Below are 26,258 nucleotides of genomic sequence, written 5' to 3'. Positions count from 1 at the left end.
AGGGCCCGGCCGCAAGGCTCAGCGGATGTGGATTCACGACGTCGGACTGGACTTCGCCGGGCGCCGGTACCTGAAGTAGAAGTAGGCGTAGCAGGCCCCGACAAAAGGAACGCCGAAGTACAGGGCGGCGATCTGCTGTGGGTCAAACGCAATGCCCACCAATGAAATCAAGCACAGCGCGAAAGCCAGGATCGGGACCAACGGAAAGAGGGGTGCCTTGTAGGCAAGGTCCTTCACGCTCCCGCCGTTACGTACAAAGGCCCTGCGGTGGAAGAAGTGGGACGCAGTGATGGACATCCACACACCAACAACCGCGAAACCGGCCACGGAGACCAAGGCGAGGTACACGGTTTCAGGTGCAACCACACTGCTGATCAGCGATGCAATGCCGCCAACCATGCTGACCGAGAGAGCTACAAGCGGTATGCCCCGCCGGGTGAGCCTTTTCAAAGCCTTCGGTGCATGTCCCTCGTCTGCCAGGGAGTAGAGCATACGGGCACAGGAGAACAATCCGCTGTTCCCGGCCGACAGCAGGGCCGTGATGATGACGAAGTTCATGATGTCAGCGGCGTAGGGAATTCCAACGGAGGAGAACACCGTCACGAACGGGCTCTCGTCAAGCCCCACCTGGTCAAACGGGACGGTTGCAGCAATGACCGCGATGGCACCAACAAAGAAGATCAGCAGCCGGACCACTGTGCTGCGCATGGCCTTGGGAATGTTCCGCGCCGGATCGGTGGTCTCCCCGGCGGCCACGCCAATGAGTTCCGAACCGGAGAACGCATAGAAGACCGCCAACGCCGTCACCAGGACTCCGGTAAAGCCGTTGGGAAACAATCCTCCGGAGGTGTTGAAGTTCTCAAGCATGAAGGGGTGGTTGCCGGACTCGGAGAGGGGATGGAATCCGAAAAGGGCTGCGCCACCCAACACGATCAGGGCAATGATCGCGCCCACTTTGATGATGGCGAACCAGAACTCGGATTCCCCGAAGAACTTGGAAGATACGGCATTGAATCCGAACAGGATGGCTGCGAAGACGAGGCACCACACCCACACCTCGACGTCGGGAAACCAGCGCTGCATGAGGAGTCCTGATGCCGTGAATTCCGAGCCGATGGCCACCGCCCAGCAGAGCCAGTAGAGCCAGGCCGTGGCAAAGCCGGTGGCTGGACCGATGGATCGGGACGCGTAGATGTGGAAGGCACCTGATACGGGGTAGGCGATGGCCAACTCGCCAAGGCAGGCCATCACGAGGTAGACCACGAATGCACCCACCAAGTAGGCGATCACAGCCCCGAGCGGGCCGGCTTGGGAGATCGTGTATCCGGAGCTCAGGAACAACCCGGATCCAATGACACCTCCCATCGCGATCATGATGAGGTGCCGTGGTCCCATTGATCGGCGCAGTCCGGGTTCGACCGGAGCGTCGACTGCCTCAGGTTGATGGTCAAGTTGCACGGGTGCTGAAGATTCCATGTGGTGTCTCCGGTATGTGTCGGATGCGAACGGTACGCCTTGAAGTCCGGGGTCGGGGTGCCGGGAGGGCGTCTGTAGTGACGAAGGTAACACAGAATCACATCGAGTGGTCATTAAAAACATTTGTTAATGCGTATAGCGCACATTGCTCGACATGGGCCCGAAGGCAGATCGGCAGTCGAATGGTCAGAATGCCCATTCTTAAGGGCGATTCAGCATGGTTGGACGGACATCGAAGGCCCGCAGGATTGAAGCATCACCCCTCCACCTACCTGAGGAGCACCATGAAAACCTACGATCTCGCGCTGATCGGCTTTGGCGGCGTCAACCGGACCCTCGCCGAAATCATCGCCACCCGGGGAGACGCCCTCCGCTCGGAGCTGGGCTTCGGCCTCAGGGTTGTGGCCATCACCGATCTCAGGCTCGGCTCCCTGGTCCAGGCCGAAGGCATCGACATTGACATGGCGCTCAATCTTGGCGGCAACGAAACGTTCGCGGACCATGGCGGCTCCCGGGACACCAACAACGAAGCCGTGATCCGTTCCTGCACGGCAGATATCGTCTGCGAAGCCACCTTCACAAATCCCGACGACGGCGAACCTGCCGTCTCGCACGTACGGTGGGCCCTGGAATCAGGCAAAAGTGTCTGCACAACCAACAAGGGACCCGTGGCACTCCGAGGCCCTGAACTGTCCGCGCTGGCCGCAAGCAATGGTGTCCACTTCGAGTTCGAGGGCGCAGTCATGAGTGGCACCCCTGTCATCCGCCTCGCCAAAAAGATGTTCGCCGGCCTGAAGATCGACGGCTTTGAAGGAATCCTGAATGGAACCAGCAACTACGTGCTCGGTCGCATGGAATCCGGCCTGGACCTGGATGCCGCTATTCGGGAAGCCCAGGATCTGGGGTACGCCGAAGCCAACCCTGCAGCAGACATCGAGGGCTACGATGTGCGGCTCAAAGTGCTCATCCTGGCCAACCAATTGCTCGAGGCAGACATCACCTTGCAGGACGTCTCCTGTGAGGGCATCTCCTCCCTGACCCGCGATGACATTGAACAAGCTGCCCGCCAAGGCCTGCGTTGGAAACTCATTGGCTCAGCGAAGAGGTCCGCGAACGGGGCAGTGACAGCTGGCGTGAAGGCCGTAGCTGTGCCCTTGGCCCATGAACTTGCTGGAATCTCCGGCGCCACCAACGCGGTTTCGTTCAACACCGATCTTCTGGGCCCGGTGATGGTTTCCGGGCCCGGCGCCGGACGCGTCGAAACTGCCTACGCCTTGCTCTCAGACATCATCGCCATGCACCACACCTCGGAGGTTCCCTCCCATGCCTAAGTCCTCACCCAGCACCGCCGAGGCATCGGCCCTGCCGATGTTCCAGAACGTCACCAGCCCTTACGACCAGCGCGTTGTTGGCGCCGTTCCGCTGACCGACGCCACCGCCGTCGACAGTGTCCTGGATGCTGCCCGCGCGGGAGCCAAAGTAGCAGCGGGCCTCTCCCGGGACGCGCGGGGAAAGATACTCGACCGGGCAGCCAACCTGGTGGAAGACCGTCGCGATCTCTTTGCCGAAACCATCGTCGCTGAGGCCGGCAAGACCGTAAGGCAGGCCCGAAAGGAGGTTCTGCGTGCAGTCAATACACTGCGGTTGTCGGCGGCAGAAACTCGCCGCAACGCCGGTGAAGTTGTTCCCTTCGACGCCTACGAGGGATCAGAGGACCGGCTGGGGTGGTTCTCCCGCGAGCCGCTGGGCATCATCCTTGCAATCACGCCCTTCAACGACCCCCTCAACCTTGTAGCCCACAAGATCGGACCTGCCATAGCGGGCGGAAACTCCGTTCTCCTCAAGCCCTCGGCCCTCACGCCCCTATCCGCGCAGCTGCTCACCGAGGCACTCCTGGAGGCCGGACTCCCGCAGGAAGTCCTCACAGTTGTCCATGGGGACCGCGACATTGCGCAGAAAATCATCGCGGCGAGGGACGTACGCATGGTGTCATTCACCGGCGGGTTCTCCACCGGGGAGTCCATCGCCTCGGCAGCTGGACTAAAGAAGCTCTCCATGGACCTGGGCGGAAACGCGCCGGTCATCGTCATGGCGGACGCAGACCTCCCGGAAGCGGTGGCGTCCTGTGTTTCCGGTGCGTTCTGGGCGGCCGGCCAGAATTGCGTCGGTGTCCAGCGGATCCTGGTCGACAAGCTCGTCTACGCCGAATTCCGGGAGCTCTTCATCGCCGCGACCAACGAACTTGTGGTTGGCGACCCGTCCGATGAACTGACGGACGTGGGGCCCATGATCACCGCACGTTCCCTGGAAGATGTGCGGGCGAAAGTCCACGAAGCAGTGGAGCGCGGGGCAGTTGTCCTGGCAGGAAACGTGGCTACCGGGAACATCCTCCATCCCACCGTCCTCGAGGAGGTGCCGGAAGACAGCCGGCTGTGGTCCGAGGAAGTATTCGGCCCACTGGTGATGCTCCGCCCTGTGGACAGCCTTCAGGAAGCGATCGGGATCGCCAACTCCATCGAGTTCAGTCTGCATGCCGGAATCTTCACTGCATCCCTCGGGGACGCCATGAAGGCAGCAAAGGAGATCCAGGCCGGTGGTGTCATGATCAACGACTCGTCCGACTACCGGTTCGATGGAATGCCCTTTGGCGGGTTCAAGTACGGAAGCCTGGGCCGTGAAGGCGTTCACTTCGCCTACGAGGAAATGACCCAGCCCAAGGTCATCTGCATCAAGAACAGTACGGCCCGGCTATGACGTATCGCCTCGAATCCGATTCCCTTGGGTCCATACGCATACCAGCGGACGCCTTGTGGGGCGCGCACACGGCCCGGGCCCTGGACAACTTCCCCATCAGCGGGATCCCTGTTTCACGGTATCCCGGACTGGTGGTGGCCTTGGCGCAGGTAAAACGGGCAGCGGCCCGCGCCAACTCCAGCCTCGGGGTCCTGGAACCCGCCGTGGCCAACGCGATCAGCCGTGCGTGCCGGGACATCGAAGAAGGGCAGCACCACCAGCATTTCTGCGTGGACATGATCCAGGGCGGCGCGGGGACCAGCACCAATATGAACGCCAACGAGGTGATCGCAAACCTGGCCCTGGAAACCTTGGGTCATCCCCGCGGTAGCTACCAGCATCTGCACCCCATCGACCACGTGAACAAATGCCAGTCGACCAACGATGTCTACCCCACCGCCATCAAGCTGGCACTGATCACCGCTGTCCAGGAGCTTGACCACGAACTCGGTCAATTGACGGAGTCCATGCGGGAGAAGCGGGTCGCATTCGCCCACGTGGCCAAAATCGGGCGCACCCAGCTACAGGACGCCGTCCCCATGACGTTGGGTCAGGAGTTCGGGGCCTTCGCCTCGACGATTGAGGAAGACAGATGCCGGCTGCGGGAGTCCGCGGCACTCATGCTCGAATGCAGTCTGGGAGCAACGGCGATAGGCACAGGGATTACTGCCGAGCCGGGCTACCGGGAGCGGGCTATTGAAGCCCTCGCCGAAATTACGGGGCTGCGTCTGGTGCCGGCAGCCGACCTGCTGGAGGCGACATCCGACGTCGGGGTTTTCATGCATGTGTCCGGGATGCTGAAGCGGTCGGCCATCAAGATCTCAAAAATCAGCAGCGACCTGAGGTTGCTGTCCAGCGGACCGCAAAATGGCTTCGGGGAGATCCAACTGCCACCCCGCCAAGCCGGGTCATCGATTATGCCCGGCAAAGTGAATCCGGTTATTCCCGAGACACTGAACCAGATCGCCTTTGCTATTGCTGGTGCGGACACTACCGTCACCATGGCCGCGGACAACGGCCAATTGCAACTGAATGCCTTTGAACCCGTCATTGCCCATGCCTTGCTGCAGGGCTTCTCCTGGCTCATCAACGGCGCGCGGATCCTCAGGACCCACTGCATCCAGGGCATCACGGCAAACGAGGAACTGCTTGGCGGGCGGGCTGCGGGCTCGGCGGGATTGGCCACTGCGCTGATCCCCGCCCTTGGCTACGCCGCCGCGGCGGAGGTGGCCAACAAGGCGCTGACCGGGCGCGTGACGGTGATCGACGCCGTCACGTCGATGGGACTCATGGAATGGGACACCGCTGCACTGATACTTGAGGGAGCTTCCACGCGTGGACGCTGAGTCACTGCGACACCCGTCGGATCACATTGGACAACGTCATGGCCGTGACAGTGTCCGTGACACCGGGCAGAGAAGAAATCTGTTCCCAAATCTCCTGCACCCTGCCGTGGGAGCGGGCTTCGACGCGCACCATCAAATCAAAGTCACCGCTCAGGACATCACACAGAACGACTTCGGGGATCGCCCTGAGCTCAGTCAGGACATCGGCGCCCCGCATGCGGTCCTTCCGGTAAACCATCAGGAACGCGGACACAAGGTCCTGGGTCTCTGCTCCGGCGACGATCGTATAGCCCTGGATGTACCCCTGCCGCTCCATGCGCTCGATCCGCTGACGGACAGCGTTCCTGGAAAGCAGGACCTTTCCTGCCAGTTCCGCGTGCGGCATGCGGGCGTTCCTGGTGAGTTCTGAAAGGATCCTCTGATCGATGCCGTCGAGGCCCGCTCGCTCCATGAATCCCTTCCAAGAAATAGCCCGCCAGGAGCCCCGTGGCTCCTGCCTTTGACCGAAAGGCCACGAAGAAGATGATACGTCCCGAGCACCACGAACCACTCGCGGAGCGCTACTCATGCGTTCTGTTCGACATAGATGGCACACTGGTTGACTCTGCCAGCGGCGTCACGGCCAGTGCGGCGGAAGCCCTGGTATCCGTCGGAGCAACCGTCCCGGGTCCTGACCAGTTGCGCCGGTTCGTGGGTCCACCCATGATCGACTCGTTCCGGGCCGTTGTTGGGCTGGACGAGGACCGGGCCAACGAGGCGCTGCAGCACTATCGGGTAGCCTACGCCAAGACCGGAGCCCTCCAAGCCCGGCTCTATGAAGGTGTTGAGGGGCTCCTTCAGCAGTTGCACTCACAGGACATGCCGATGGCTGTGGCTACGTCAAAAGTTGAGGATCAAGCCATCCGGCTCACACGGCATTTCGGTGTGGACCACTTCTTCTCGGATGTCTGCGGTGCCTCGGATGCCTTGGGGCGGTCGCGGAAAGACGCGGTGATTGCGGAGACGTTGCGCCGGCTCCGCTCACGCGGTGTCGACACCTCGCGGCCCGTCATGGTGGGAGACCGTATCTACGACATCGAGGGAGCGGCCACATTCCGGATGCCAGCCATTTTTGCGCTCTGGGGCTACGGCGAACCACACGAGTCCGTGCACGCTATTGCCACAGCTTCGTCTCCCAGCGAGCTCTTGCCGTTGCTCCAAGGAACCATGCAGGATTCGACGACGGGTCAGTAGTCCGGGTTGCTCGGCACCACGAGCCCGGTTTCGTAGGCGTAGACCACCACCTGCACCCGATCGCGCAGCTGCAGCTTGCTCAGGATCCGGCGGACGTGGGTTTTGACAGTGGCCTCAGAGAGGAAGAACTTGTGGGCGATCTCCGCGTTGGACAGGCCCTCGGCGATGGTGGTGAGGATCTCCGTTTCGCGCGGGGTGAGCTCGTCCAGGAGCGGGTCACGGTGCGGGCTGGGGGAATGACCGGGCAGGGCTCCTCCGCGGACATAGGTTTCCAATAGCCTCTGGGTCACCCGCGGAGCTACCACTGCGTCGCCGCTGGCTACAAGGCGCACTGCGTGGACCAGCTCGGCCGGCGCCACGTCCTTGAGCAGGAAGGCCGACGCACCGGCCTGCAGGCCGCTGAACGCGTACTCATCGAGATCGAAGGTGGTGAGGATGATGACCCGCGCATCGGAACCTGAACTGGAGATGCGACGTGTCGCCTCGATCCCATCCATGGCGGGCATCCGGACATCCATCAGCACAACGTCGGGTTGAAGCGCCTCAACCTGCCGGACGGCCTCCAAACCATCGGAAGCCTCGCCCACCACCGTGAAGTCAGCTTCGCCTTCCAGGATGAGCCTGAAGCCCATCCGCAGCAGCGGCTGATCGTCCACCAGCAGCACTTTGATGATGTCGCCTGTCATGATTCCCCCTTGTCGCCGTTCCAGCGGAGCTCGGCATGGACCGCCCAGCCTCCCCTTTTCCCTGGACCGGCAGTAACGATTCCAGCATAGATTCCGGCGCGTTCATTCATTCCGGCGATCCCCTGCCCCGTGCCCAGGCTGCCCGCGAATTCGCTGCCGCCCTCATGGGTTCCGCGGCCGTCGTCGTTGACGTTTATGGTGACCAAATCGCCGTCGCGCGCCACCTGCACGTCAACGCGGCTGAGCGAGCGGCCATACCGCAGGACGTTGGTCAGCGACTCCTGAACGATCCGGTAGACAGTGAGTTGGAAGGCCGGGTCGGACGGCAGCCCGGGACCGGTGTGTGCGTAATGCACAGGGAGCCCGGCCGTTCGGAATCCCTCCAAAAGGTTAGCCAGGTTGTGACCCGATTCCAGCGGCGCCAGCGGCGCTGGCCGCCCCGAATCGTCACGCAGTACGCCCAACACGCGGCGCATGTCGGCCAAGGCAGCCCGGCCGGTCCGCGACAATTCGTTCAGGACCTCCCCGGCCCTCTCCGGGTCCTTTTTGACCACAACGGCTGCGCCGTCGGACAGGCTGATCATCACCGTCAGGGAGTGGGCCACGACGTCGTGCATCTCGCGCGCTATCCGGTTGCGCTCGGTGACCTTGCCCAACTGGGTGGTCCGGGCAGCCCAGGCGGCGATTTCTCCCTCATGTTCCCTGCGTTGGCGCACGGAAATGCCGATCCCGGTGGCCAGGAGGTTGGAGAGCATGATGGTTATCGCGGTGGCAATGTTGTTGATCAGGTGGAAGTTCTCGGGGACGTCCTGGAGTGTGTCCATCTGAGTGGGACTTGTCCACATGAACAGGTAGAGCAAGCTGAGCGGCAGGCTGGCCACGGCGAAAACGACCAGCGCAATCGCTCGCCGCTTGAGTGATGCCAGCGCATAGAGAGCGAACCAAAGACCCACCGACACGTTCGAACCCCACGGGTTCAGGATGGTCGCCGCGACTTCAAGGAGCGCGACGGCGGCAACCACCGGAAGGGGGAAGTGTCGCCTGAAGACCAAGGCGAGGGCGATCATCAGCAGCAGGGCCACCACGAACCACTTGGCGTCGACGACCGAGGTGATGATGGTGGGGAGGGCAAGGAGCACGTAGCAAAGGACCACCACGGCATCCATCGCACGCGGCCGCTGGAAGAAGTAGCGCCGGATTCTGCCCCTGCGGCGCTGGGCGATTTCAGCGAAGGACGCGTCAGCCGGGGTGGCCGACGCGTCCTTCGTCTGCAGAGCTTCAGTCATGGATCGAGCCTAGACGGCAACCCGTCCTAGACGTCCCGCTTCTTCAGCAGGATCATGGCCAGGGCCACCGGTACCACTACCCAAGCGCCCAGGACCAGTCCGGCCTGCCATGCCTCAAGCGTGTCCGGGACGTGCTCGACGGCGGTCAGCGGGCTGATGGTGTTGCCGGGAAGGTACTTGCTGGCCTCTTTGAAGAAATCGCCGGGGATCAACTGGAAGGCGATGGGCGCCACAAAGAACAGTCCCACCAGGCTCATGATGCCGCCGGCCGAGTTCCGGACCAGGGTGCCAAGGGCCATGCCGATGGCTGCCACGGCCGCCACGTAGATGCTGTTGACCAGCAGGAGCTTGACCGATTGCGAGCTGCCGAGGTCAAGTTTGAGATCGTAGTTGTTCAGGATGGGCAGCGCCACAAGTCCGGCAACGTAGGTCGCTACTGCGGTGAGGACGAACGCGCTCACTGACACCACAATGAGCTTTGCCAGGAAGGGCGACAACCGCCGGGGTACGGCTGCGAAGGTGGAGCGGGCCATGCCCGTGGTGAACTCGGAGCTCATGAGCAGGACGCCCAGGGAGCCGAGAATCAGCTGGGCAAATACGATGCCGGACGTAGGTACCGTGACAGCCAGGTCCCCGCCCTGCGCGGCGATCGCTGCAGTGGCTTGGGGATCCCGCGCCATCTGCTTGGCGAACTCGCCGGTTCCCAATGCGCCGAGGGCGGAGAAGCCCACCATCACCACAGCGGTGGAAGCCAGCAGGATCAGCGTGGACATCAAAGTGCGGAACTTGATGAATTCCGAGTTGAGGACGCGGTGGAAGGCCGGTCCCGGACCAACGGAGTTGCGGATGGACTTGCGGTCCAAAGTGGTAGTGCTCATGTCTATTTCCCTCCGGCCTGAGCGGGAACCGAGGCCCCGGCGGTGATGTGCGAGTGGTATTCGACCTCGTCCTTGGTCAGTTCCATGTAGGCCTCTTCCAAGCTCGCCTGGAGTGGGGTCAATTCGTAGACCATGACCTGGTTGTCCAAGGCGGCCCGGGCGATGCCACGCGGATCCAGGCCCGAAACTTCCAGGAGTTCGCGTTCGTGGACTTCCACCGAAACCCCGGTGCCGGCGAGCAGTTGCATGAGCCGCTCCGGCTGGTCAGTGCGGACGCGGGTCCGTATCTGGCCCTTGCCCGTAATGATGTCGGCGATGGGGGCGTCGGCAATGATCCTGCCGCGGCCGATCACGATCAGGTGGTCTGCCGTGAGCGCCATTTCGCTCATGAGGTGGCTGGACAGGAAGACTGTGCGTCCCTCCGAGGCCAAGTACTTGACCAGGTTGCGGACCCAGACCACGCCTTCAGGATCGAGGCCGTTCACCGGCTCATCCAGGATGATGGTCTGCGGATCGCCCAGCAGCGCGGCGGCAATGCCGAGGCGCTGGCCCATTCCGAGCGAGAAGCCTTTGACCTTCTTCTTGGCAACGTCACCCAGACCGGTCATTTCGATGACTTCGCGCACCCGGCTTTTCGGGATGCTGTGCGTCGCGGCCATGGCGAGCAGGTGGTTGTAGGCGGTGCGGCTGGTGTGGACTGCCTTGGCGTCCAGGAGGGCGCCGATCTCACGCAACGGTGCCTTGTGCTGCACGAACGGCTCACCGTTCACCGTCACGGAACCCGACGTAGGAGCATCCAGTCCCATGATCATGCGCATGGTGGTGGACTTGCCGGCACCGTTCGGGCCCAGGAAGCCCGTCACCCGTCCGGCTTGGACAGTGAAACTGACACCGCCGACGGCGGTCTTCTCGCCGTAGACCTTGGTCAGGCCTTTTGCTTCGATCATGGAAGCGTTCCCTCCTCGGAGCACAACATCTGTGTGCAAGTGAGTTTTGAATGTACTCACCACGCTACTCACGGCGGCAGCGCAAATCGCCTGTCTCAGGGATGATTCAGGGTCCAGTCAGGGTAGTCCTCGCGGATGACGCCGGATGGGACTATTCGGCCGGCAACGGCGAGTACACGCGAAGTTCCCCTTGTTTCACCCTGAAGGTTGCGCTGCGGACGCCCGGCTTGGGCTCGCCATCAACCGCCAGGACCAACGGCTGGCCGATTGCTTCCACGGTGACCTCGGTGACTTCGGTGAGGTGGGTGACCTTTGAAGCCGAGACAGTGCCGGTCACGACCGCCCACAGCAGCCGCGCCCTGGCGAAGGGCTCATCCGCTGTGATCATGCGGAGGTCGAACACTCCGTCATCCAGCACCGGCCGGCGCAGTGGCGCGTGGTCGCTGGGGTAGAACCTTCCCCGGCCCATGTAGAGGATCCAGAGTTTGTGCTTCACGCCGTCCACGGTGAGGGTGGTGGGCGAGTTCACCCCGAAGGTACGCAGCGACGCCACCACACCGGCCAGCGGCTTTCCCATGGCAGGCTGGAGCCTCTCCCTGCGGCGGACAAGGTTGGGGTAGACGCCAACGCTGGCGGTGTTCAGCATGGCCAGCTCGGAGGTTTCCGGCATGTCAGGCAGGCCGCGCTGGACCACCACGTGCCCCAGGTCGACGGACGCTGCCAGGCCTTTGGTCACGGCTTCAATGGCGTCATCGATCGAGCTGGTTCCGAGGTCCCGGGCGAAATGGTTGAGGGTTCCGCCCGGTAGTACCAGGAGCGGGAGTGAATGCTCGACGGCGGCAGCGGCCGCAGTGCCCACCGTTCCGTCGCCGCCCCAGACACCCAGCGCTACGGTGCCGGGCCGGGTGGCTGCGGCTTCCATCCCGGCTGCTACGTCCTCACCCTCGGCGATTTCATGTATATACGCTTTAGGGAATATGCCTTTTAGGAGTTCTCCCGTTTCGGGTGTGTACGAGCCGCCCATGGCGTTGATCCCGATGCTCAGCCCTTCGCCGTCGTGAATTGCTGGCGCCTCTGCCGGCGTGCGGCGGGGAGTCGGTTCGGGAGGCCGCGCTGGCCACCACTTGCGGGTCGCCCAAGCAGCGCCGGCACCCAGGGCGGATCCCAGCACCACATCGGATGGCCAATGCGCACCCGTATGCACCCGCGAATAGGCCACGCCAGCGGCAATCGGGGCCAGGGCAACTCCGATGGCAGGAGACACGATGCCGGCGCCTACAGCGAAGGCCACCGCGGAAGCGGAGTGGCCGGAGGGCATCGACGAACTGGTTGGTTGTGGGTTCACGAAACGAAACAGCGGCAGGTGCTCCGGAAGCGGGCGCCTCCGGGGGAGTAACCGCTTGAAGATCACGTTGGTGACGCCTGAGGCAACGCCCAAGGCCAACACGCCATGAAGGGCCGCCCTGCGCGGCTTGCCGGGAAACGCGGCCATGACTCCCGCGATACCGAACCACAGCTTGCCTTTGGTAGCCGCCGCGGAGAGCCGCCGGAACAACACGTCGTGATCGCCTTGCGGTTGCCGGGACACAGCCCCCAGCAGGAAGCGGTCCAACCGTGCCACCCTTTTGGGGCCTTTGCCCACGAAGCCTCGCATCCCAACACACTAACGCCCGACCAGCCCGAAAGTGCAACACCGCGGTGACTACCATATAGGCATGATTCGTGTCCTTCACCTCCGCGAGCGGCCAGGCTGGCAACCGGCGCTGGCCGGCGTCCTTCTCTTCAGCGCCTTCGTCATCCCCGGCGTGATGCTGCTGGTTGGGCAAGGTGAGCCCGTGTTCACCCGGGTGGACACCTGGTGGCAGGCCTTCGTATTCACACTTCGCTCGCCGTTTTGGGACGGGCTCAACGCGTTCCTCAACAGCATCGGCTACGTGGGGATGTTGGTGCTCCACGCGCTGTTGGCCGCAGCGCTCCTTGTGTGGCGCCGGCCAGTCACGGCCACCTTCGCCCTGACCTCAGGAGTGGCTGCGCTGGCACTCACGCAACTAGCCAAGGTAGTTGTGGGCAGGCAGCGCCCGGAAGGAGCCAAGGTCCTGACTGATACGGGTTCATACCCTTCCGGGCATGTATCGGCAACCACGGCATTCCTGGTGGTTTTGGTTGTCCTGCTCGGACGATGGTGGGTGACCCTGCTGGCCATGGTCGGGGTGATCGCCATGATGATCAGCCGGACCTACCTCTCAGCGCACTGGCTCAGCGATGTGTTTGGCGGAGCCTGCCTGGCCTCAGGGGTGGTGTTCCTTCTGTGGTGGCGCTTCCGCCGTTCATGCATTGCGGAGGACGCCAGGTCCGATGGGAAAGCTATTTGGTCCGCAAGGGCTTTGCGACGCCGGCCAGGAGCAGGGCGAGCAGAATAGGCGCTCCGATGGCCAGGAGGGCCATGTGGATTCCCGTGTGGTCGCCTAGGTAGCCAAGCAGCGGTGGTCCGGCAAGGAATGCGACATACCCGATGGTGGACACCACAGAAACACGGGCCGCAGCATGCTTGGGGTCGTCAGCCGCCGCGGACATACCCATGGGGAAGGCGAGGGCCGCTCCAATGCCCCACAACGCCGCCCCGACGCCTGCCAGGAACACGTTGTCAGCGAAGACGAACAACGCCAGGCCCGCTGCTGCCGCGGCCATGCTTGCGCGGAGGACAGCAACCCGGCCGAATTTGTCGATCGCCTTCCCGCCCAGGAACCGCATGAGTGTCATCGCCGCAACGAAGAGGGCGAAGAGGAGCGCTCCGGTTGATTCAGTAGCTCCCAGACCGTCCACGGTTGCCTTGGCGATCCAATCGTTGCCGGCCCCCTCGGTGAGCGTCGCACCCAGGACCACCACGCCGATGAGCAGCGTCCTGCCATCCCGCCAAGCCGAGGGTCCCTTCTCAAGGGGAGCGCCGTCGTCGTGCGTTTCAGCGACCTCGTGCGGCAGGAAGAACTTGGGGACCGTCAGCGCGAGGGCGACGGCGATGGCAGCGATCACCAGCAGGTGGGCCGGCAGCCCGACACCAAGCTTCGAAAGACCGGCGCCGATCAACGCTCCCACGAACGCGCCTCCGCTGAACGCCGCATGGAACTGGGGCATGATGGTGCGCTTGAGCCGGTGTTCAACGTCTGCGCCCTCGATGTTCTGGGCGACATCCCACAGGCCGATTCCGATGCCGAAGAAGAACAGGGCTATGGCGGTTGCCGGGACTGAGGCGGCCATCAGCGAGAAAGCAATGGCTGCTCCCGCGGCGCCAGCCACGATGCCGGCCACCCGGACCGTATTCGCTGTCCCGATCCTGCCCACCACCCAGCCCGCGGAGGGCAACGCAAGCAAAGACCCGACGGCGGTGCAGAGCAGCAAAGTGCCCATCTGGCCCGAGGTGAGGCTGAGTGCTTCGGTGACGGCCGGAATGCGGGCGGCCCAACTGGCAAAGACCAGGCCGTTCATGCCGAAGATCAGGAACGTCGCCACCGCCGCGGCGTTGACGCTTTTGGAGCTTTCGATGCTGGTGGTCATGCAATCACAACTTCCACGGAGAGTTTGTTGAGCCGGGCAAGATCTTCGGGGGATGGTTCAAGGTCTGTGACGATGACATCCACAGTGTCCATGGCGGCAACCAGGGCCACGGCGCTGGCATTCCACTTGGTACCGGCTGATGCCACAATGACACGCGCCGCCGACTCCAGGCCGGCCCGCTTCACCGCCGCGTCGTCGAGGTCGTGGGCCAGGAGGCCGTCTTTCAGGTTGAGGGCACACGGGGTTACGACGGCGGTGTCGAACCTCAGCGAGCGGATGTTGGCTTCCGTCATGGGTCCCCGGAAGGATTGCTCACCCGGGACGAGGCTGCCGCCGGGGAGGATGAGCTGGGGTGAGCGGCCATCCTTCACGCGGGTCAGCGCTTCGACGCCGTGAAGGGACATGGGCATGACCGTGAGTTCGCGGGTGCTGAGCCTGCGCGCGACTTCCGTGGCAGTTGAACCACTGTCCAGCCACACGTGTTCCCTGTCCTTCAGGAGGGCATCCACTGCTGAGGCGATGCGGATCTTGGCGTCGTGGTCTTCCAGTTCGCGTTGCCCGTAACCGGGGTTGTCTCCGCGCGCCAGCAAGCTGCGGGCCCCACCGTGGATACGCTTCAGGACCCCGTTGGCGGCGAGGATCTCAAGGTCGCGGCGGATCGTCGCGCCCGACGCCCCTGTAGCTTCCACGAGTTCATCGACGGTGGCTTCTTCGCGCGTGCGCAGCAGCTCGCCGATGAGCCGGTGGCGGTCAGCAGTTCCCATGTTTCAAACGTAGCAAGGTGTGAGCATTTAATCATCCCCAGTGATCATTTGAACACGAACGCTCCATCACATCCCCTCCCTTAAAACCGAACGCTCCATCACATCCCACCCCTTAAAACCGAACCCTCCTGCACATCCCGCCCCTTAAAACCGAACGCTCCTGCAGCTGCTGCAGGAGCGTTCGGTTGAAGGGGGCGGGATGTGAGAGAGCGTCTGGGGTTAGCGGGCGCGCTCCACGCGCTTCTCGTCCCACACGGGTTCCTCGGACTCGTAAACCTTGCCGTCGGAACCAAAGATGAGGAAGCGGTCGAAGGACTTGGCGAACCAGCGGTCGTGCGTGACTGCGAGGACCGTGCCTTCGAAAGCATCGATGGCCCGCTCCAGGGCTTCGCCGGAATGCAGGTCCAGGTTGTCGGTAGGTTCGTCGAGCAGCAGGAGCGTGGCGCCGGAGAGCTGCAGCAGCAGGATCTGGAAACGTGCTTGCTGGCCACCGGAGAGCGACTCGTACTTCTGCTCGGACTGGCCGGCCAGCCCGTAGGAGTCCAAGGCGCCGGCAGCTGCCTCACGTGGAAGTCCGCTTCGGTGTTCGTCGCCGCGGTGCAGGATCTCCAACAAGGTCCGGCCCAGGAGGTCGGGCCGGACATGCGTCTGCGCAAAGAAACCCGGCCGGATGCGGGCGCCAAGTTTCACCACGCCCTCGTGTGGGACCTCAGCGATGACGACGTCGGACACCGGCAGGTGCTCCCGCTCCGGATCAGTGCCCCCGGTGGCGAGCAGGCGGAGGAAGTGACTCTTGCCCGAACCATTGGAGCCCAGGACACCCACACGGTCTCCGAACCAGATCTCCGTGGAGAACGGCTTCATCAGTCCGGTCAGCTCAAGCTTCTCGGCCACGACTGCGCGCTTGGCGGTGCGCCCACCCTTGAGGCGCATCTTGACGTTCTGCTCGATCGGCAGGGCCTCGGGCGGACCAGCTTCGAGGAACTTGGCAAGGCGGGTCTGCGCTGCCTGGTACCTGTTGGCCATGTCGGAGCGGAAAGCAGCCTTGTTCTTGTACATATTGACGAGTTCCTTGAGCTTGATGTGCTCCTCGTCCCAACGCTTTCGCAGTTCCTCGAAACGCGCGTTGCGGTCTGCGCGGGCCTCGACATAGGAGCCGAAACCGCCGCCGTGGATCCAGGCGCCGGCGCCGTTGATGCCCGGTTCAAGTGTGACGATGCGCCCGGCGGCGTTGTTGAGCAGCTCGCGGTCGTGGCTGATGAACAGCACAGTCTTCTTGGACTCATTGAGCTTGCTTTCCAACCAACGCTTCCCGGGCACGTCGAGGTAGTTGTCGGGCTCGTCGAGGAGCAGCAGTTCATCGGGGCCGGCAAACAGCGCTTCCAGCACAAGGCGTTTCTGCTCGCCGCCGGACAGGGTGGAGGCACGCCGGAACTGGGCTTTGTCGAAGGAAATCCCCAGGGCGGCCATGCAGACTTCGTCCCAGACGGTCTCCACGTCGTATCCGCCCGCGTCGCCCCAGTCAACGATCGCTTGGGCGTATTTCATTTGGGTGGGCTCGTCGTCGTGCTCCATCATGGCGAGCTCGGCTTCCTCCACCGCCTTGGCCGCTGCAGCGAGGCCTGCCTGCGCGGTGGAGACCAGGAGGTCGCGGACTGTGGATTCGTCGCGGACCTGGCCAACGAACTGACGCATGATGCCCATGTTCCCGGACCTGCCCACGGCACCCTCATCCGGCGTGAGGTCTCCGGAGATGATCTTGAACAGCGTGGTCTTGCCCGTTCCGTTGGGTCCGATCAGCGCTGTCTTTGTGCCATCGGGGACCTTGAAGGTCACCCCGTTGAGCAGCTGGGTGCCGTCGGAGAGGAAGTAGTCGATGCCGGAAACGTCAATATGGGCCACGTTTCAATCCTCCCACGGCACGCTATTAACGCTCGACGGCGGCCTGCCGCGGAGCGTCCGCCGCGTCAGCCTGCTGCGGTGAGGAACGACTTCAAGAGCGGCCCGCTGGTGGTCGCACCAAGCCCACCGTCCTCGACGAACACGGCGACGGCCAGGTCACCGTGGGTGGCCACGATCCACGCGTGCGTCTTGGGCGGATCCTCGTTGCCGAACTCCGCCGTGCCCGTCTTGGCTCCGACCGGGAGGCCGGGCACCTGTGCCAGGAAGCCGGCGTGCCCGGAGGTCACCACGGCACGCATCATGTCCGCCAACGAAGCGGCTTCTTCCTTGGTAATCGGCTTGGTGGATGCCGGAGACGCAGGGAGAGCACTGGCCGTGGTGGAATCCGGCGACGGCGATGCGCTGCCACTTTCGGTCGGGGAAGCAGTGGCACTGGGGTTCTGGGCAGCATCAGCGTTGAGGACCAGTTGGGGTGACACGGGAGCGCCGTTGGCCACGGAAGCAGCCATGACAGCCGCTGAGAGCGGCGAGAACAGCACCTTGCCCTGGCCGATCATGGAGGCAGCGTGCTCAGTGCCTTCCGCAGCACCGGGGACCGATCCCAGGAACGCATCGGCGCCAAGCTTGGGGGCTTCCACAGCCACTCCGAGGGCCTGGGCGGCCGACTCGAGTTGGTCCTGGCTGACGGTATCGCGGGCATTGATGAAGGCTGTGTTGCACGAGTGAGCGAAGGCGTCCCGTAAGGCAACGGTGCCCAGCGAACCGGCCGGGTACCCTTCGGCGTTCTTGAAGGTGCGCCCATCAACGGTGACCGTCGGAGTGCACTCAACCTTGGAATCGGGCGTGGCACCGTTCCGGAACATCGCCAGCGAATCAACGATCTTGAACGTGGAGCCCGGCGCGTACTGTCCCAGCATTGCGGTGTTGTAACCGTTGCTACCCGGTCCCGAGGCGGCGGCGAGAACGGCACCGGTGGAGGGTTTCAGCGCCACGATCGCTGAGGCTGGCCCAACGTTAGCCAGTGTTTCCTCGGCCAATTGCTGGAGTTTCAGGTCAAGGGTGGTCTTGAGCGTGGTGCCCGGTGCGGGGAGGGACGAGAAGAAGACTTTGGTACCGGGGGTCTCACCCTGGGACTTGGTGCTGGCAATGACCTCCACGCCATCCTTGCCGCGAAGGAGGGAGTCGTACTTCTGCTGCAGCCCACCCGTTCCAGTGGTGTCCCCGGCTCGTAGCGCGCCGTTGGACTTCTCGATCTGCTCTGCGCTGGCTTGTCCGACGCTACCCAACAGGGCACGGGCGAAAGTCCTGGTGGGAGCCAGGGCCATGGAGTCCAGGATGCTCACGCCACCCGGGATGGCGTTGATCTTGGCTTCGTTGATGTCGGCTGTGTAGGCGCGGAGGACGAGGCCTTCCACGAATGCTTGCGGGCCGGAGGCGGCAACCTGCTTGGCGTACTCTTCAGCATCCAACCCGAGCAGGGCGGCCATGGCCCGGGCCGAGGCGTCGGCTTGTTCGGCCGGAACCTTGGTCTTGTCGATGCCAACCCGGAACACGGGCCGGTCTTCGACGATCGGGGCATCGCCGGCACCCAGGATCTGGCCGCGTTGGGCCGGGACTGTCTTTACGGAGAGCGTTTCGCCATCCGAGAGCTGGGGCGCCAAAAGGGCGGGATTCCACTGAACCGCCCATTTTCCGGAGGATTTCTTCAGCGTGGCATCGGAGGTGTACTCCCATTTGGCAGAGCCGACGTTCCAGCTGTAATTCAGGGGGAACTTGGCGGTGTCGCCGTCGAGTTTCACGTCGCCGGACTGCACCGACGGTTTGGCGCCGAGGCCTTCGAAAACGGCTTTGAGTTCATCGTTGGCCGCGGCAGCGTCCTTGCCGTCAACGGCGAGCGAACCGACGTCGAGCGCTTCCAGGGACGACGCCAGCTGCTTGGCGGCACCTTCAGCGCCAGCCCGGCCATCATCACAGGCGGCCAGCGAGCCAGCCATCACTAAACTGACGAGTCCAACGACAAAACCCTGCTTCTTTTTCATTTTCCCCATTTGCGACATTATGCCCCGTTCCACCGACAGTTTCTTGTTGTGCCCGGTCAGCGGACAGCCGCCGCTTGCCACCCCTGGGGAGAGGCGGCAAACGGCGGCCGTCAGGACATGCGCGCTACGGAGCGCAGGTGAACTTGGCATCACCCCAGACCCCGTGCGCGCCGTTGATGGATCCGGACGGATCCACCACCAGCTCCACGTATGCGGCCCCGGTGAGGTCCACTGTCACGGATTCAGGAGCGAACCCCGGCGTGTACGTGCGCGACTGGTACTTGTTCACGCCGTCGGCGTTGACCTTGAAGATGATGTTGCCGCCGAAGCCGCTTTCGAGCCCCACCTGGGACGTGAACTTCGTGCACTTTCCGCCCAGGTAATAGGTGATCTTTGACGCTGCATGCACGCCGAGGCCCTTGCTGAACACGGGCTCCTTGCCTGTGGCGGGATCCGTGTAGTTGATGGCCAACGGCTTATCCGGGGAGGACGCCGAATCCTTGTTGGCCACGTTCTTGCCGATCACGCCGTAGCCGTTCAGCGCCTGGACCCACGGGGTTTCAGAGGCATACACGGAGCCGACAGGAACACTTGGCAACGGCTGCGAGGTCACCTTCCAGTCGAAGAACTTCACCCGTGTATCCGTGGGCAGCGTGACCGATGCCAACTCCTTAGTGGGATTGAGCCGCACGGTGTTGGAGAACGCCTGGTACTTGTATTGCGTGTATTCCGGCGACGGGCCGGTGGCGTTATTGCGGCCCTGTTCCGAGACCGCCAGCACGGCTCCGTTGAGGACCGAAGGCTGCAGCCAGTTGGGGAAGAAGATGGACTGCTGCTCTGACGAGCCGTCCGCGTACGTCAGGGTCAGTGTGGGGCTGGTGCCGTTACCTACCGCGGCGGATCCGAGGACGGCAAGATGCGTGCCCTTGCCCTTGACCGAGATGGTTTGTGCGGACAACGCCACGGAGTTAGGGACATCCGGTCCCACGGCCGGCCAGGTGTAGTCCACCTGTGTGGGCTTACCGGCATCAACAGTGACCGTGCTGCCTGGCCGGACACCGCCGGCCGGAACCGCGGCGGCAGCCAGCTGCTCGGCAGCGAAGGTGGCACCGCCGCCGTCGAAGTTTCCGAGCGCTTTGCCCGCCACGGTGGTGACCGAAACGGTGTTGTAGGCAGCTGCCAGCGAGCCGTAGGCGACGTAGATCTGGTTGCCGCCGGTCACCGACTGGTTGGAGCCGGAAGAAACGTACGACGCCGACACCCGCACGGTCTGTTGGCCCGCCTTCGCGCTGGAGCCGGGTTTGATGACGAAGGTGGCAGTGGCTGTTGCTCCGCCTTCAACTGTGGCTGCGGTGGCACCGGAGGACGAGACCACGGCCCAACCCTCGGGCAGGACGGGAGTCAGGACCACGTTGGTCTTGGCCTTGGTTCCGGTGTTCACGAACGCCGCGGTGACTGTTGTTTCCTGGTCCTGGAAGACCTGCTGCCCGGTGGTCACGCGAACTTCGGCCGCGGTGTCCTCTTGGCTCTTGCCGCCCAGCGGACCGGCCTGCTGGAGCTGGACCGTGGCGGACTGGTTGGAGGCGATGGAGCCCGTCTTGACCCAGATGGTGCCGTTGTTGGCCTCATCGAAGAACCAACCCGTGGTTGCAGCGGCATAGGCTGCCTGGGTTGGGTGTTGGGTGAGCTTGGTGCCACCGATCTTCACGTCCTTGGGAGCTGCGCCCGCGTGGACTTTCAGTTCGTAGGGTCGGGCAGCGGCCTTGCCGGTGTACTCGCCCTTCCGCTCACCGATGGATACCTTGACACTGCTGTTGCCCTTGCCCGGCGCATCTACTGCGAAGAGCTGGCTTGAGGACTTTCCGTCCTTGAATTCGCGGGTGACCTTGTCGTCCTCATAGAGCGTGAAGGTGTCCTGGCCTTGGGCGTAAATGTCCAGGGTGATCATGGAGTCTTCGGGAACCAAGGAGGCGTTGCGGGCCACGATGCCTTGCGGGATCACCGCTCCGGCACGAACGAATACTGGGACCTTGTCCAGCGGCGCGTTGTAGCCGTTGAGGATCTGGCCGCCCTGGTAGAGCTTGCCGGTCCAGTAATCCACCCACTGCTGGCCGGCGGGGAGGAAGATGCCGTTGCGGACATCGGTTTGGGTAAAGACAGGCGCCACCAGGAAATCGGAGCCGAGCATGAACTGGTTGTTGGCCTCAGCACCGTAGGACCACTGCTGGTCGGGGGATTCCAGGGCCATGGAGCGCATCATCGACACACCGCTGGTGGAGGATTCCTGGGCAAGCGTGTAGATGAAGGGCATGAGCTGCTGCCGCAGTTGGAGGTACTGGCGGTTGATGGCCGTGGCTTGGTCGCCGTAGAGCCATGGACGCTTGTCCGTGGCGGCCCAGCCGGACATGGAGTACAGCGCCGGGGCGAAGGCCTTCCACTGGAGGTCGCGGACGTAGGATTCGGCCGAACCGCCGAAGATCCCGTCAACGTCCCCGGTGGTGAACGCCAACGCCGAGTTTCCCGCGCCGGTGAGGGCCGAGACCTGCCAGCGAACGGCGTCGAGGTTTCCGGAATGGTCACCGGTCCACTGCATGCCGCAACGCTGGGCCCCCGCCCATCCCTCCACCATCAAGGAGGTGCCGCGCGCATTGGAGTACTGCTCGATGCCGTCATGGGCAGCTTCGCAACCGGTGAGTGCCTGGCGGTAGCCCTGGCCAACCCACGCAACGTCGAGCTTGCGGAGCCGGACGCCGGCCTCGCCCACTTCGTACTCCTGGTTGGTCAGGGAACGCTGGGTCCAGAGGCCAACCTTGAGGTCGGTTTCTTCCTCGATGTTGCTCACGGTTTCCGGGAGTTGCTGATATTCGCAGCCGTAGCCGTCGTTGACCAGCATCCAGCCGGCAGGCATGTCGTTTTCAACGAACTTCCGTGCCGTTTTGATGGCGTCTGGCGTGCGCTGCTTGGCACCGTCCGGGTCGCCGTAGCCGGAGGAGGAATAGCCCGGGTTGGAGCGGTTGTAGCAGTCGGCGTCGCCGTATTCCAGGGCGTAGACCGGGGGCATCATCGGCTTGCCGGTCAGCGTGGTGTACGCGCCGAGGGCTTGTTTGTAGTCACCCACGAAGTAGTAGGCGTCGAACCGCTTTTCCTCGTGCGTGGTGGTGGGCTGGTCCTTGAAATCGTAGGAGCCGCGGGCGAACGTGTCGCGGAGGACACCGTAGCCCTTTGAGGACATGTAGTACGGCACGGCGTTGGGGTAGCCGTCGTCATCCCAGTCGAAGTTCTTGGCGATGTTGATCAGGGCGCCGGTGTGCACGGAGCGGCCGTTCTGCATGCCGCCGCCGATGAACTGCTCGCCGTCCTGCTGTGCAAGGTGCTGCGTTGCCGAGTTGGAGCCGAAGGTGACGGGCGCCGATTCTTCCATCACCAGTGAGCCGTCGGCCCGGGTCACGCGGAGTTGGGTGGTGGACTTGTTGATCGCGACGCTGATCTTGGCCGTCTTCAGGGTCAGCCAGTCGCCGTCGACGATAGTGGGCGCAGTGCCGGGAAATTTGTCTTTGCCCACCACGATGTTGGCGGTCCTGGCCGGGTCGCCTTGGTCGGTATTGGCGGGATCCGTGAACGTGCCGCTGGGATCGGCTTCCAGGCGGAAGGTCCCGCCGTCCAGGAAGGTGACCCGGATGGCGCCTTTACCGGTGGAAAGGTCGACGACGTTGCCGGACTGGGTAAATCCGGTCACCGCACCGAGAGGTACTCCGGCGGCGTCTACGGGTACTTCGGGGGTGACGGCTTTGACGGCGGCGGGGTCGCCCGGTGCGGAATTCGCGGTCGTTGCGAAGGTCAGCGCGGGGATGGTCCCTGCGAGGAGGAGCGAGGCAAGGCCGAGCGACGCGGCCTTCCTGCCTAACTTTGTGGCGCGTCCGGGGCTGTTGGGAGCAGCGCCGGAAAGGCCCAAGGAGGGTGCGGACATGAAGGCCAACTTTCGACGAGTGACTTTTTGTGATCTAACTCATAGCGAAACGTGCACTAATCGTCACTGCTGGCAGGCGAAAGGTCAACCGTTTAACCAAAATTAACAAGCCAAAAGGGATCTGAGCCCATCCTCCAAGAGGGGCCCAGGCCGCCGTTCTCCGTCGCCTGGTTGGCCGGGTCAGCGCCCGCGGATGATCCGTCGCTGCGTCGCCACCGCAATCGCAGCCGTCCGGTTGTCGACCCCCAGCTTGGAGTAGATATGCACCAGATGCGTCTTCACCGTGGCCTCCGAAATGAACAGTTGCTTCGCGATCGCGCGGTTGCCCAGACCAGTAGCCAAGAGCTCAAGCAGTTCCACTTCCCTGGCGCTCAACGCGGGCGACGGGTTACGGATCCGCCCCATGAGCCGCGCCGCGACCTCTGGTGCCAGCGCAGTCTGCCCTGCTGCCGCGGAAAGGACAGCCTGCCGGATCTGCTCAGGCGGTGCGTCCTTCAACATGTAACCACTCGCGCCGGCTTCAACGGCGGCGAGGATATCGGCGTCGGTGTCGTACGTGGTGAGGATCAGGACCGGGGGCGGGGGACTCCCGGCCTCGCCCGCCTTGATCTTTTCCGTGGCCGTCACCCCATCCATGCCGGCCCCCATTTGAAGGTCCATGAGGACCAGGTCCACCGGTTCGCCCAGTGTGTGGAGCCTGCGCAGCTCGGCCAGCGCGGCATCACCATCCGCCACTTCGGCTACCACCGTGACGCCCGGAAAGTCCGCCAACATGGCGCGCAGGCCTGCCCTGACCACCGGGTGGTCATCCACCAACAGAATGCGGATCTCGCTCATGCCTCGCCTTCTCCCACGGGCAACGGCACCCGGATCGCAACCACTGTTCCCTCACCCGGAGCCGACTCGATCTCCAGGCTGCCATCCAGCGCGGCCAGCCGTTCGCGCAAACTCAGCAGCCCGATGCCGGTGCCGTCGCCGCGCGCTGCGCCCACCGCCGTCGACGGCTCAAAACCGATGCCATCATCAAAAACGTCCAACGTCACCTCGGAGCCGAGGAAGGAAAGGGTCACGACGGCGGCGCGCGCCTTTGCGTGCGCCCATACGTTCGCAAGGGAGGCCTGCGCGGCCCGGAGCAGGGTGGTCTGGTAGGTGTTGGGAAGCTCCACGGGGGAACCCACCAGCTCGAAACGGCAGCGCAGCGCTGTTCCACGGGCAGCGGCTTCGGTCTCGGTTTTCCCACAAAGGCGGCGCAAGGTGTCCACCAGGCCGGATTGCTCCAGGTCAGGTGAGCGGAGCCCCCGGACAAAGCTGCGGGCCTCGGCCAGGTTCGCCGAGGCCGTGTCCTGCACGATCCGCAGGCGCTCCTTTGCAGCCGCTGCATCCCCGTCATCCAAAGCTTTCTCCGCGGATCGGCCCATCAGGACGATGCTGGAGAAGCCCTGGGCAAGGGTGTCGTGGATTTCCCTGGCCAGCCGTTCACGCTCGGCCATGGTCCCGGCGTCGTGCTGAGTTTTCGCGAGTTCCGCCCGCGTACGGCGCAGGTCCTCGGCGACGACCCGCTGATTCTCGGCCTCAAGGAACAACGCTCGGTACGCCAACCCGGTGACCACGGCGAAGCCGGCTCCAAACACCGGCCCCAGGACCATCGCGAGCTGCAGGCCGCCGTCGGACGAGCCGCGGCTATGGAACCAAAGGGCACCGACCAGCAGGACCGTACTCAGCGCAATCGTGGGCAACGCCAGGCGCCGGGGCAGCAGGTGGAGCTGCAGGAAGAACAGGGGAAAGGCGACCCAGGCGAAGTCGCCGCTGACCAGCAGGAGCAGCAGCCACAGCAACATCACTGCGCCCAGCCACCAACCTGCGTAGCGCGTCGGATTGAAACGGGAGGGGTCGCTTGCGTGCCGTTTCTCCAGGATGGTTCCCGCCAGGTACACCACCGCAAGGAGGGCAGAAAGGCCCAGGCCGGCGGCTAACGCCGTGGATGACGGCGACCCGGCAGTGCCCACCCCGGTCAGCAGGCGAATGACAGCGACGAGCAGCAGCACGGCGAATCCGACGTGCAAGCACACGCGCAGGACGCGGAGGATCGTGGCGGCGCCGGTGGGGGACTGCATGCCTCCCAGCGTATCTCCGGCGCTCCCGCGCACAGCTCGAATTCCGCGCCGCCCGGCCAGAATCAACCATTTGGATGACCACCCCCTCAACCCCACGGAGCCGGCGAATCCATCCACCTCCCGATGGTCCAGGACGTCCTTCGCCGGAAGAGTTGGTAATGCCGGGACCAAGCCCGCACCTACCGAAGGAATCCGATGTTTCTCGCCATCCGCGACATCCGTTTCGCCAAGGGCCGTTTTGCGCTCATGGGCAGCGTCGTCGCCTTGATCACTTTGCTGCTCGTGATGTTGTCCGGGCTGACGGCCGGCCTGGGCAACCAGTCGACGTCGGCCATTGCATCGCTGCCCGCGCAGCAGATCGTCTTCGGGGCTCCTGCCGGAGGTGAGCCCAAGGCGTCATACACCGAGTCTGAGGTTTCCACAGCCCAGCTCGAAACGTGGCGCGAACAGCCGGGCGTCACGTCTGCGCAGCCAATGGGAATCAGCCAGACGCGTTTTCAGTCCCTGGGTGAGGGTGGCACTCCGAGTGGTACAGCTAACGTTGCCGTCTTTGGCGGCTCCACTGCCCCTCAACCCGTCGAGGATGGGACGGTGGTTGTCGGCGAAACCTTGGCGAAGGACCTGTCCCTGATCCCCGGTAGCCGAGTGAGCGTAGGCGGCACCGACCTCACCGTCTCGTCCGTTGTGGAGGATCAGTGGTACTCCCATACCGGCGTTGTTTGGACCACGCTGGACACCTGGCGGTCCATCGCGCATGCGGCCTCGGGCACGGCCACCGTCCTCGCCGTAAAGTACGACGCCGGAACCTCCTTGGACGTCGACGCCGCCAACGCGTCGGCTGGCACAGTCAGTACGGATCCTGTTGGCTCCTTCCAGGCCTTGGCCTCGTACAAGAGCGAAAACGGTTCGCTCATGCTGATGCAGGCGTTCCTCTACGGCATCTCCGCTTTGGTGATCGTGGCCTTCCTGACCGTGTGGACGGTGCAGCGGACCCGGGATATCGCGGTACTCAAAGCACTCGGCGCTTCCTCCGGTTACGTCCTGCGCGATGCCCTTGCCCAGGCAGCCCTGGTACTGGTTTCCGGGGCCGCAGTGGGCGGTTTGTTGGGACTAGCCGGGGGTGCCTTTGCGGCCCAGGCGGCACCTTTCCTGGTTACTCCCCTGACCACGCTGCTACCGGTGGCTGGGATTGTCCTCCTCGGCCTGGCAGGCGCAGTTCTGGCAGTCCGAAAAGTCACCAAAGTAGACCCTCTGCTGGCCCTCGGCGGCAACTGA

Annotated in this window: 20 protein-coding genes; 6 read left to right on the top strand and 14 right to left on the bottom strand. The window is 63.7% G+C overall.

The features are described 5' to 3' along the window. Positions 1-33: 33 nt before the first annotated feature. Positions 34-1,476 carry an amino acid permease gene (locus tag AC5RU9_RS16360; protein ID WP_494017260.1) on the bottom strand — a complete coding sequence of 481 codons (1,443 nt, stop codon included), beginning with the start codon at positions 1,474-1,476 and terminating at the stop codon, positions 34-36. Between the two features lie 284 nt (positions 1,477-1,760). Between AC5RU9_RS16360 and AC5RU9_RS16355 the strand changes: the two genes are divergently transcribed. From AC5RU9_RS16355 to AC5RU9_RS16345, 3 genes are read left to right on the top strand one after another with little or no spacing between them, the layout of a single operon-like run. Continuing rightward, a complete protein-coding gene (locus tag AC5RU9_RS16355) occupies positions 1,761-2,807 on the top strand; it encodes a homoserine dehydrogenase (RefSeq protein WP_211710248.1) in 1,047 nt (348 codons plus the stop codon). Beyond that, complete coding sequence (locus AC5RU9_RS16350) at positions 2,800-4,230, top strand: aldehyde dehydrogenase family protein (RefSeq protein ID WP_494017259.1); 1,431 nt, start codon at positions 2,800-2,802, stop codon at positions 4,228-4,230. The genes AC5RU9_RS16355 and AC5RU9_RS16350 overlap by 8 nt, the downstream gene beginning before the upstream one ends. Then, a complete protein-coding gene (locus tag AC5RU9_RS16345; RefSeq protein ID WP_494017258.1) occupies positions 4,227-5,615 on the top strand; it encodes an aspartate ammonia-lyase in 1,389 nt (462 codons plus the stop codon). Before AC5RU9_RS16350 ends, AC5RU9_RS16345 begins: the two co-directional genes overlap by 4 nt. Position 5,616: 1 nt before the next feature. Here the strand turns inward: AC5RU9_RS16345 and AC5RU9_RS16340 are convergent, their stop codons facing one another. After that, the gene (locus tag AC5RU9_RS16340) at positions 5,617-6,066 is read right to left on the bottom strand and encodes an Lrp/AsnC family transcriptional regulator (protein ID WP_494017257.1); all 450 of its coding nucleotides are present in this window, start codon (positions 6,064-6,066) and stop codon (positions 5,617-5,619) included. A gap of 35 nt (positions 6,067-6,101) precedes the next feature. Between AC5RU9_RS16340 and AC5RU9_RS16335 the strand changes: the two genes are divergently transcribed. Then, entirely contained in the window at positions 6,102-6,848 is a 747-nt protein-coding gene (locus AC5RU9_RS16335; protein WP_494017256.1) for an HAD hydrolase-like protein, read from the top strand. Here AC5RU9_RS16335 and AC5RU9_RS16330 read toward each other — a convergent pair. The 5 genes from AC5RU9_RS16330 to AC5RU9_RS16310 form a co-directional block, all read right to left on the bottom strand. Then, entirely contained in the window at positions 6,842-7,534 is a 693-nt protein-coding gene (locus tag AC5RU9_RS16330; RefSeq protein ID WP_211710261.1) for a response regulator, read from the bottom strand. The two genes, AC5RU9_RS16335 and AC5RU9_RS16330, sit on opposite strands and share 7 nt — an antisense overlap. Then, positions 7,531-8,820 carry a sensor histidine kinase gene (locus tag AC5RU9_RS16325; RefSeq protein WP_494017255.1) on the bottom strand — a complete coding sequence of 430 codons (1,290 nt, stop codon included), beginning with the start codon at positions 8,818-8,820 and terminating at the stop codon, positions 7,531-7,533. The genes AC5RU9_RS16330 and AC5RU9_RS16325 overlap by 4 nt, the downstream gene beginning before the upstream one ends. A gap of 26 nt (positions 8,821-8,846) precedes the next feature. Then, positions 8,847-9,698 (bottom strand): ABC-2 transporter permease, encoded by an 852-nt coding sequence (locus tag AC5RU9_RS16320; protein WP_494017254.1) that lies wholly within the window; start codon positions 9,696-9,698, stop codon positions 8,847-8,849. 2 nt (positions 9,699-9,700) lie between these two features. After that, positions 9,701-10,645: an ABC transporter ATP-binding protein gene (locus tag AC5RU9_RS16315; RefSeq protein WP_211710278.1), complete on the bottom strand. Its 945-nt coding sequence runs from the start codon at positions 10,643-10,645 to the stop codon at positions 9,701-9,703. A gap of 151 nt (positions 10,646-10,796) precedes the next feature. After that, entirely contained in the window at positions 10,797-12,299 is a 1,503-nt protein-coding gene (locus tag AC5RU9_RS16310; RefSeq protein WP_494017253.1) for a bifunctional phosphatase PAP2/diacylglycerol kinase family protein, read from the bottom strand. 61 nt (positions 12,300-12,360) lie between these two features. Between AC5RU9_RS16310 and AC5RU9_RS16305 the strand changes: the two genes are divergently transcribed. Next, on the top strand, positions 12,361-13,065 hold the full coding sequence (locus tag AC5RU9_RS16305; protein WP_494017252.1) for a phosphatase PAP2 family protein: 705 nt from the start codon (positions 12,361-12,363) through the stop codon (positions 13,063-13,065). On the opposite strand, the gene AC5RU9_RS16300 is transcribed toward AC5RU9_RS16305, so the two are convergent. From AC5RU9_RS16300 to AC5RU9_RS16270, 7 genes are all read right to left on the bottom strand, one after another. Then, positions 13,010-14,197 carry an MFS transporter gene (locus AC5RU9_RS16300; protein ID WP_494017251.1) on the bottom strand — a complete coding sequence of 396 codons (1,188 nt, stop codon included), beginning with the start codon at positions 14,195-14,197 and terminating at the stop codon, positions 13,010-13,012. The genes AC5RU9_RS16305 and AC5RU9_RS16300 overlap by 56 nt on opposite strands. Then, entirely contained in the window at positions 14,194-14,961 is a 768-nt protein-coding gene (locus tag AC5RU9_RS16295) for a DeoR/GlpR family DNA-binding transcription regulator (RefSeq protein ID WP_494017250.1), read from the bottom strand. Before AC5RU9_RS16295 ends, AC5RU9_RS16300 begins: the two co-directional genes overlap by 4 nt. A gap of 219 nt (positions 14,962-15,180) precedes the next feature. Next, a complete protein-coding gene (locus AC5RU9_RS16290) occupies positions 15,181-16,863 on the bottom strand; it encodes an ABC-F family ATP-binding cassette domain-containing protein (RefSeq protein ID WP_211710299.1) in 1,683 nt (560 codons plus the stop codon). A 65-nt stretch (positions 16,864-16,928) separates the two neighbouring features. Then, positions 16,929-18,902: a penicillin-binding transpeptidase domain-containing protein gene (locus AC5RU9_RS16285; protein WP_494017536.1), complete on the bottom strand. Its 1,974-nt coding sequence runs from the start codon at positions 18,900-18,902 to the stop codon at positions 16,929-16,931. Positions 18,903-19,026: 124 nt separating this feature from the next. Continuing rightward, a complete protein-coding gene (locus tag AC5RU9_RS16280) occupies positions 19,027-22,869 on the bottom strand; it encodes an NPCBM/NEW2 domain-containing protein (RefSeq protein ID WP_494017249.1) in 3,843 nt (1,280 codons plus the stop codon). 180 nt (positions 22,870-23,049) lie between these two features. Then, the gene (locus AC5RU9_RS16275; protein WP_211710316.1) at positions 23,050-23,706 is read right to left on the bottom strand and encodes a response regulator; all 657 of its coding nucleotides are present in this window, start codon (positions 23,704-23,706) and stop codon (positions 23,050-23,052) included. After that, positions 23,703-24,983: a sensor histidine kinase gene (locus tag AC5RU9_RS16270; RefSeq protein ID WP_494017248.1), complete on the bottom strand. Its 1,281-nt coding sequence runs from the start codon at positions 24,981-24,983 to the stop codon at positions 23,703-23,705. Before AC5RU9_RS16270 ends, AC5RU9_RS16275 begins: the two co-directional genes overlap by 4 nt. A gap of 195 nt (positions 24,984-25,178) precedes the next feature. Between AC5RU9_RS16270 and AC5RU9_RS16265 the strand changes: the two genes are divergently transcribed. Continuing rightward, positions 25,179-26,258, top strand: a complete 1,080-nt coding sequence (locus AC5RU9_RS16265; protein WP_494017247.1) for an ABC transporter permease — start codon at positions 25,179-25,181, stop codon at positions 26,256-26,258.

The organism is Arthrobacter sp. B0316-5-4 (genome assembly GCF_059090325.1).
The sequence above is the reverse complement of the archived record's forward strand: the minus strand, read 5'-3'. Positions and strand labels throughout refer to the sequence as shown.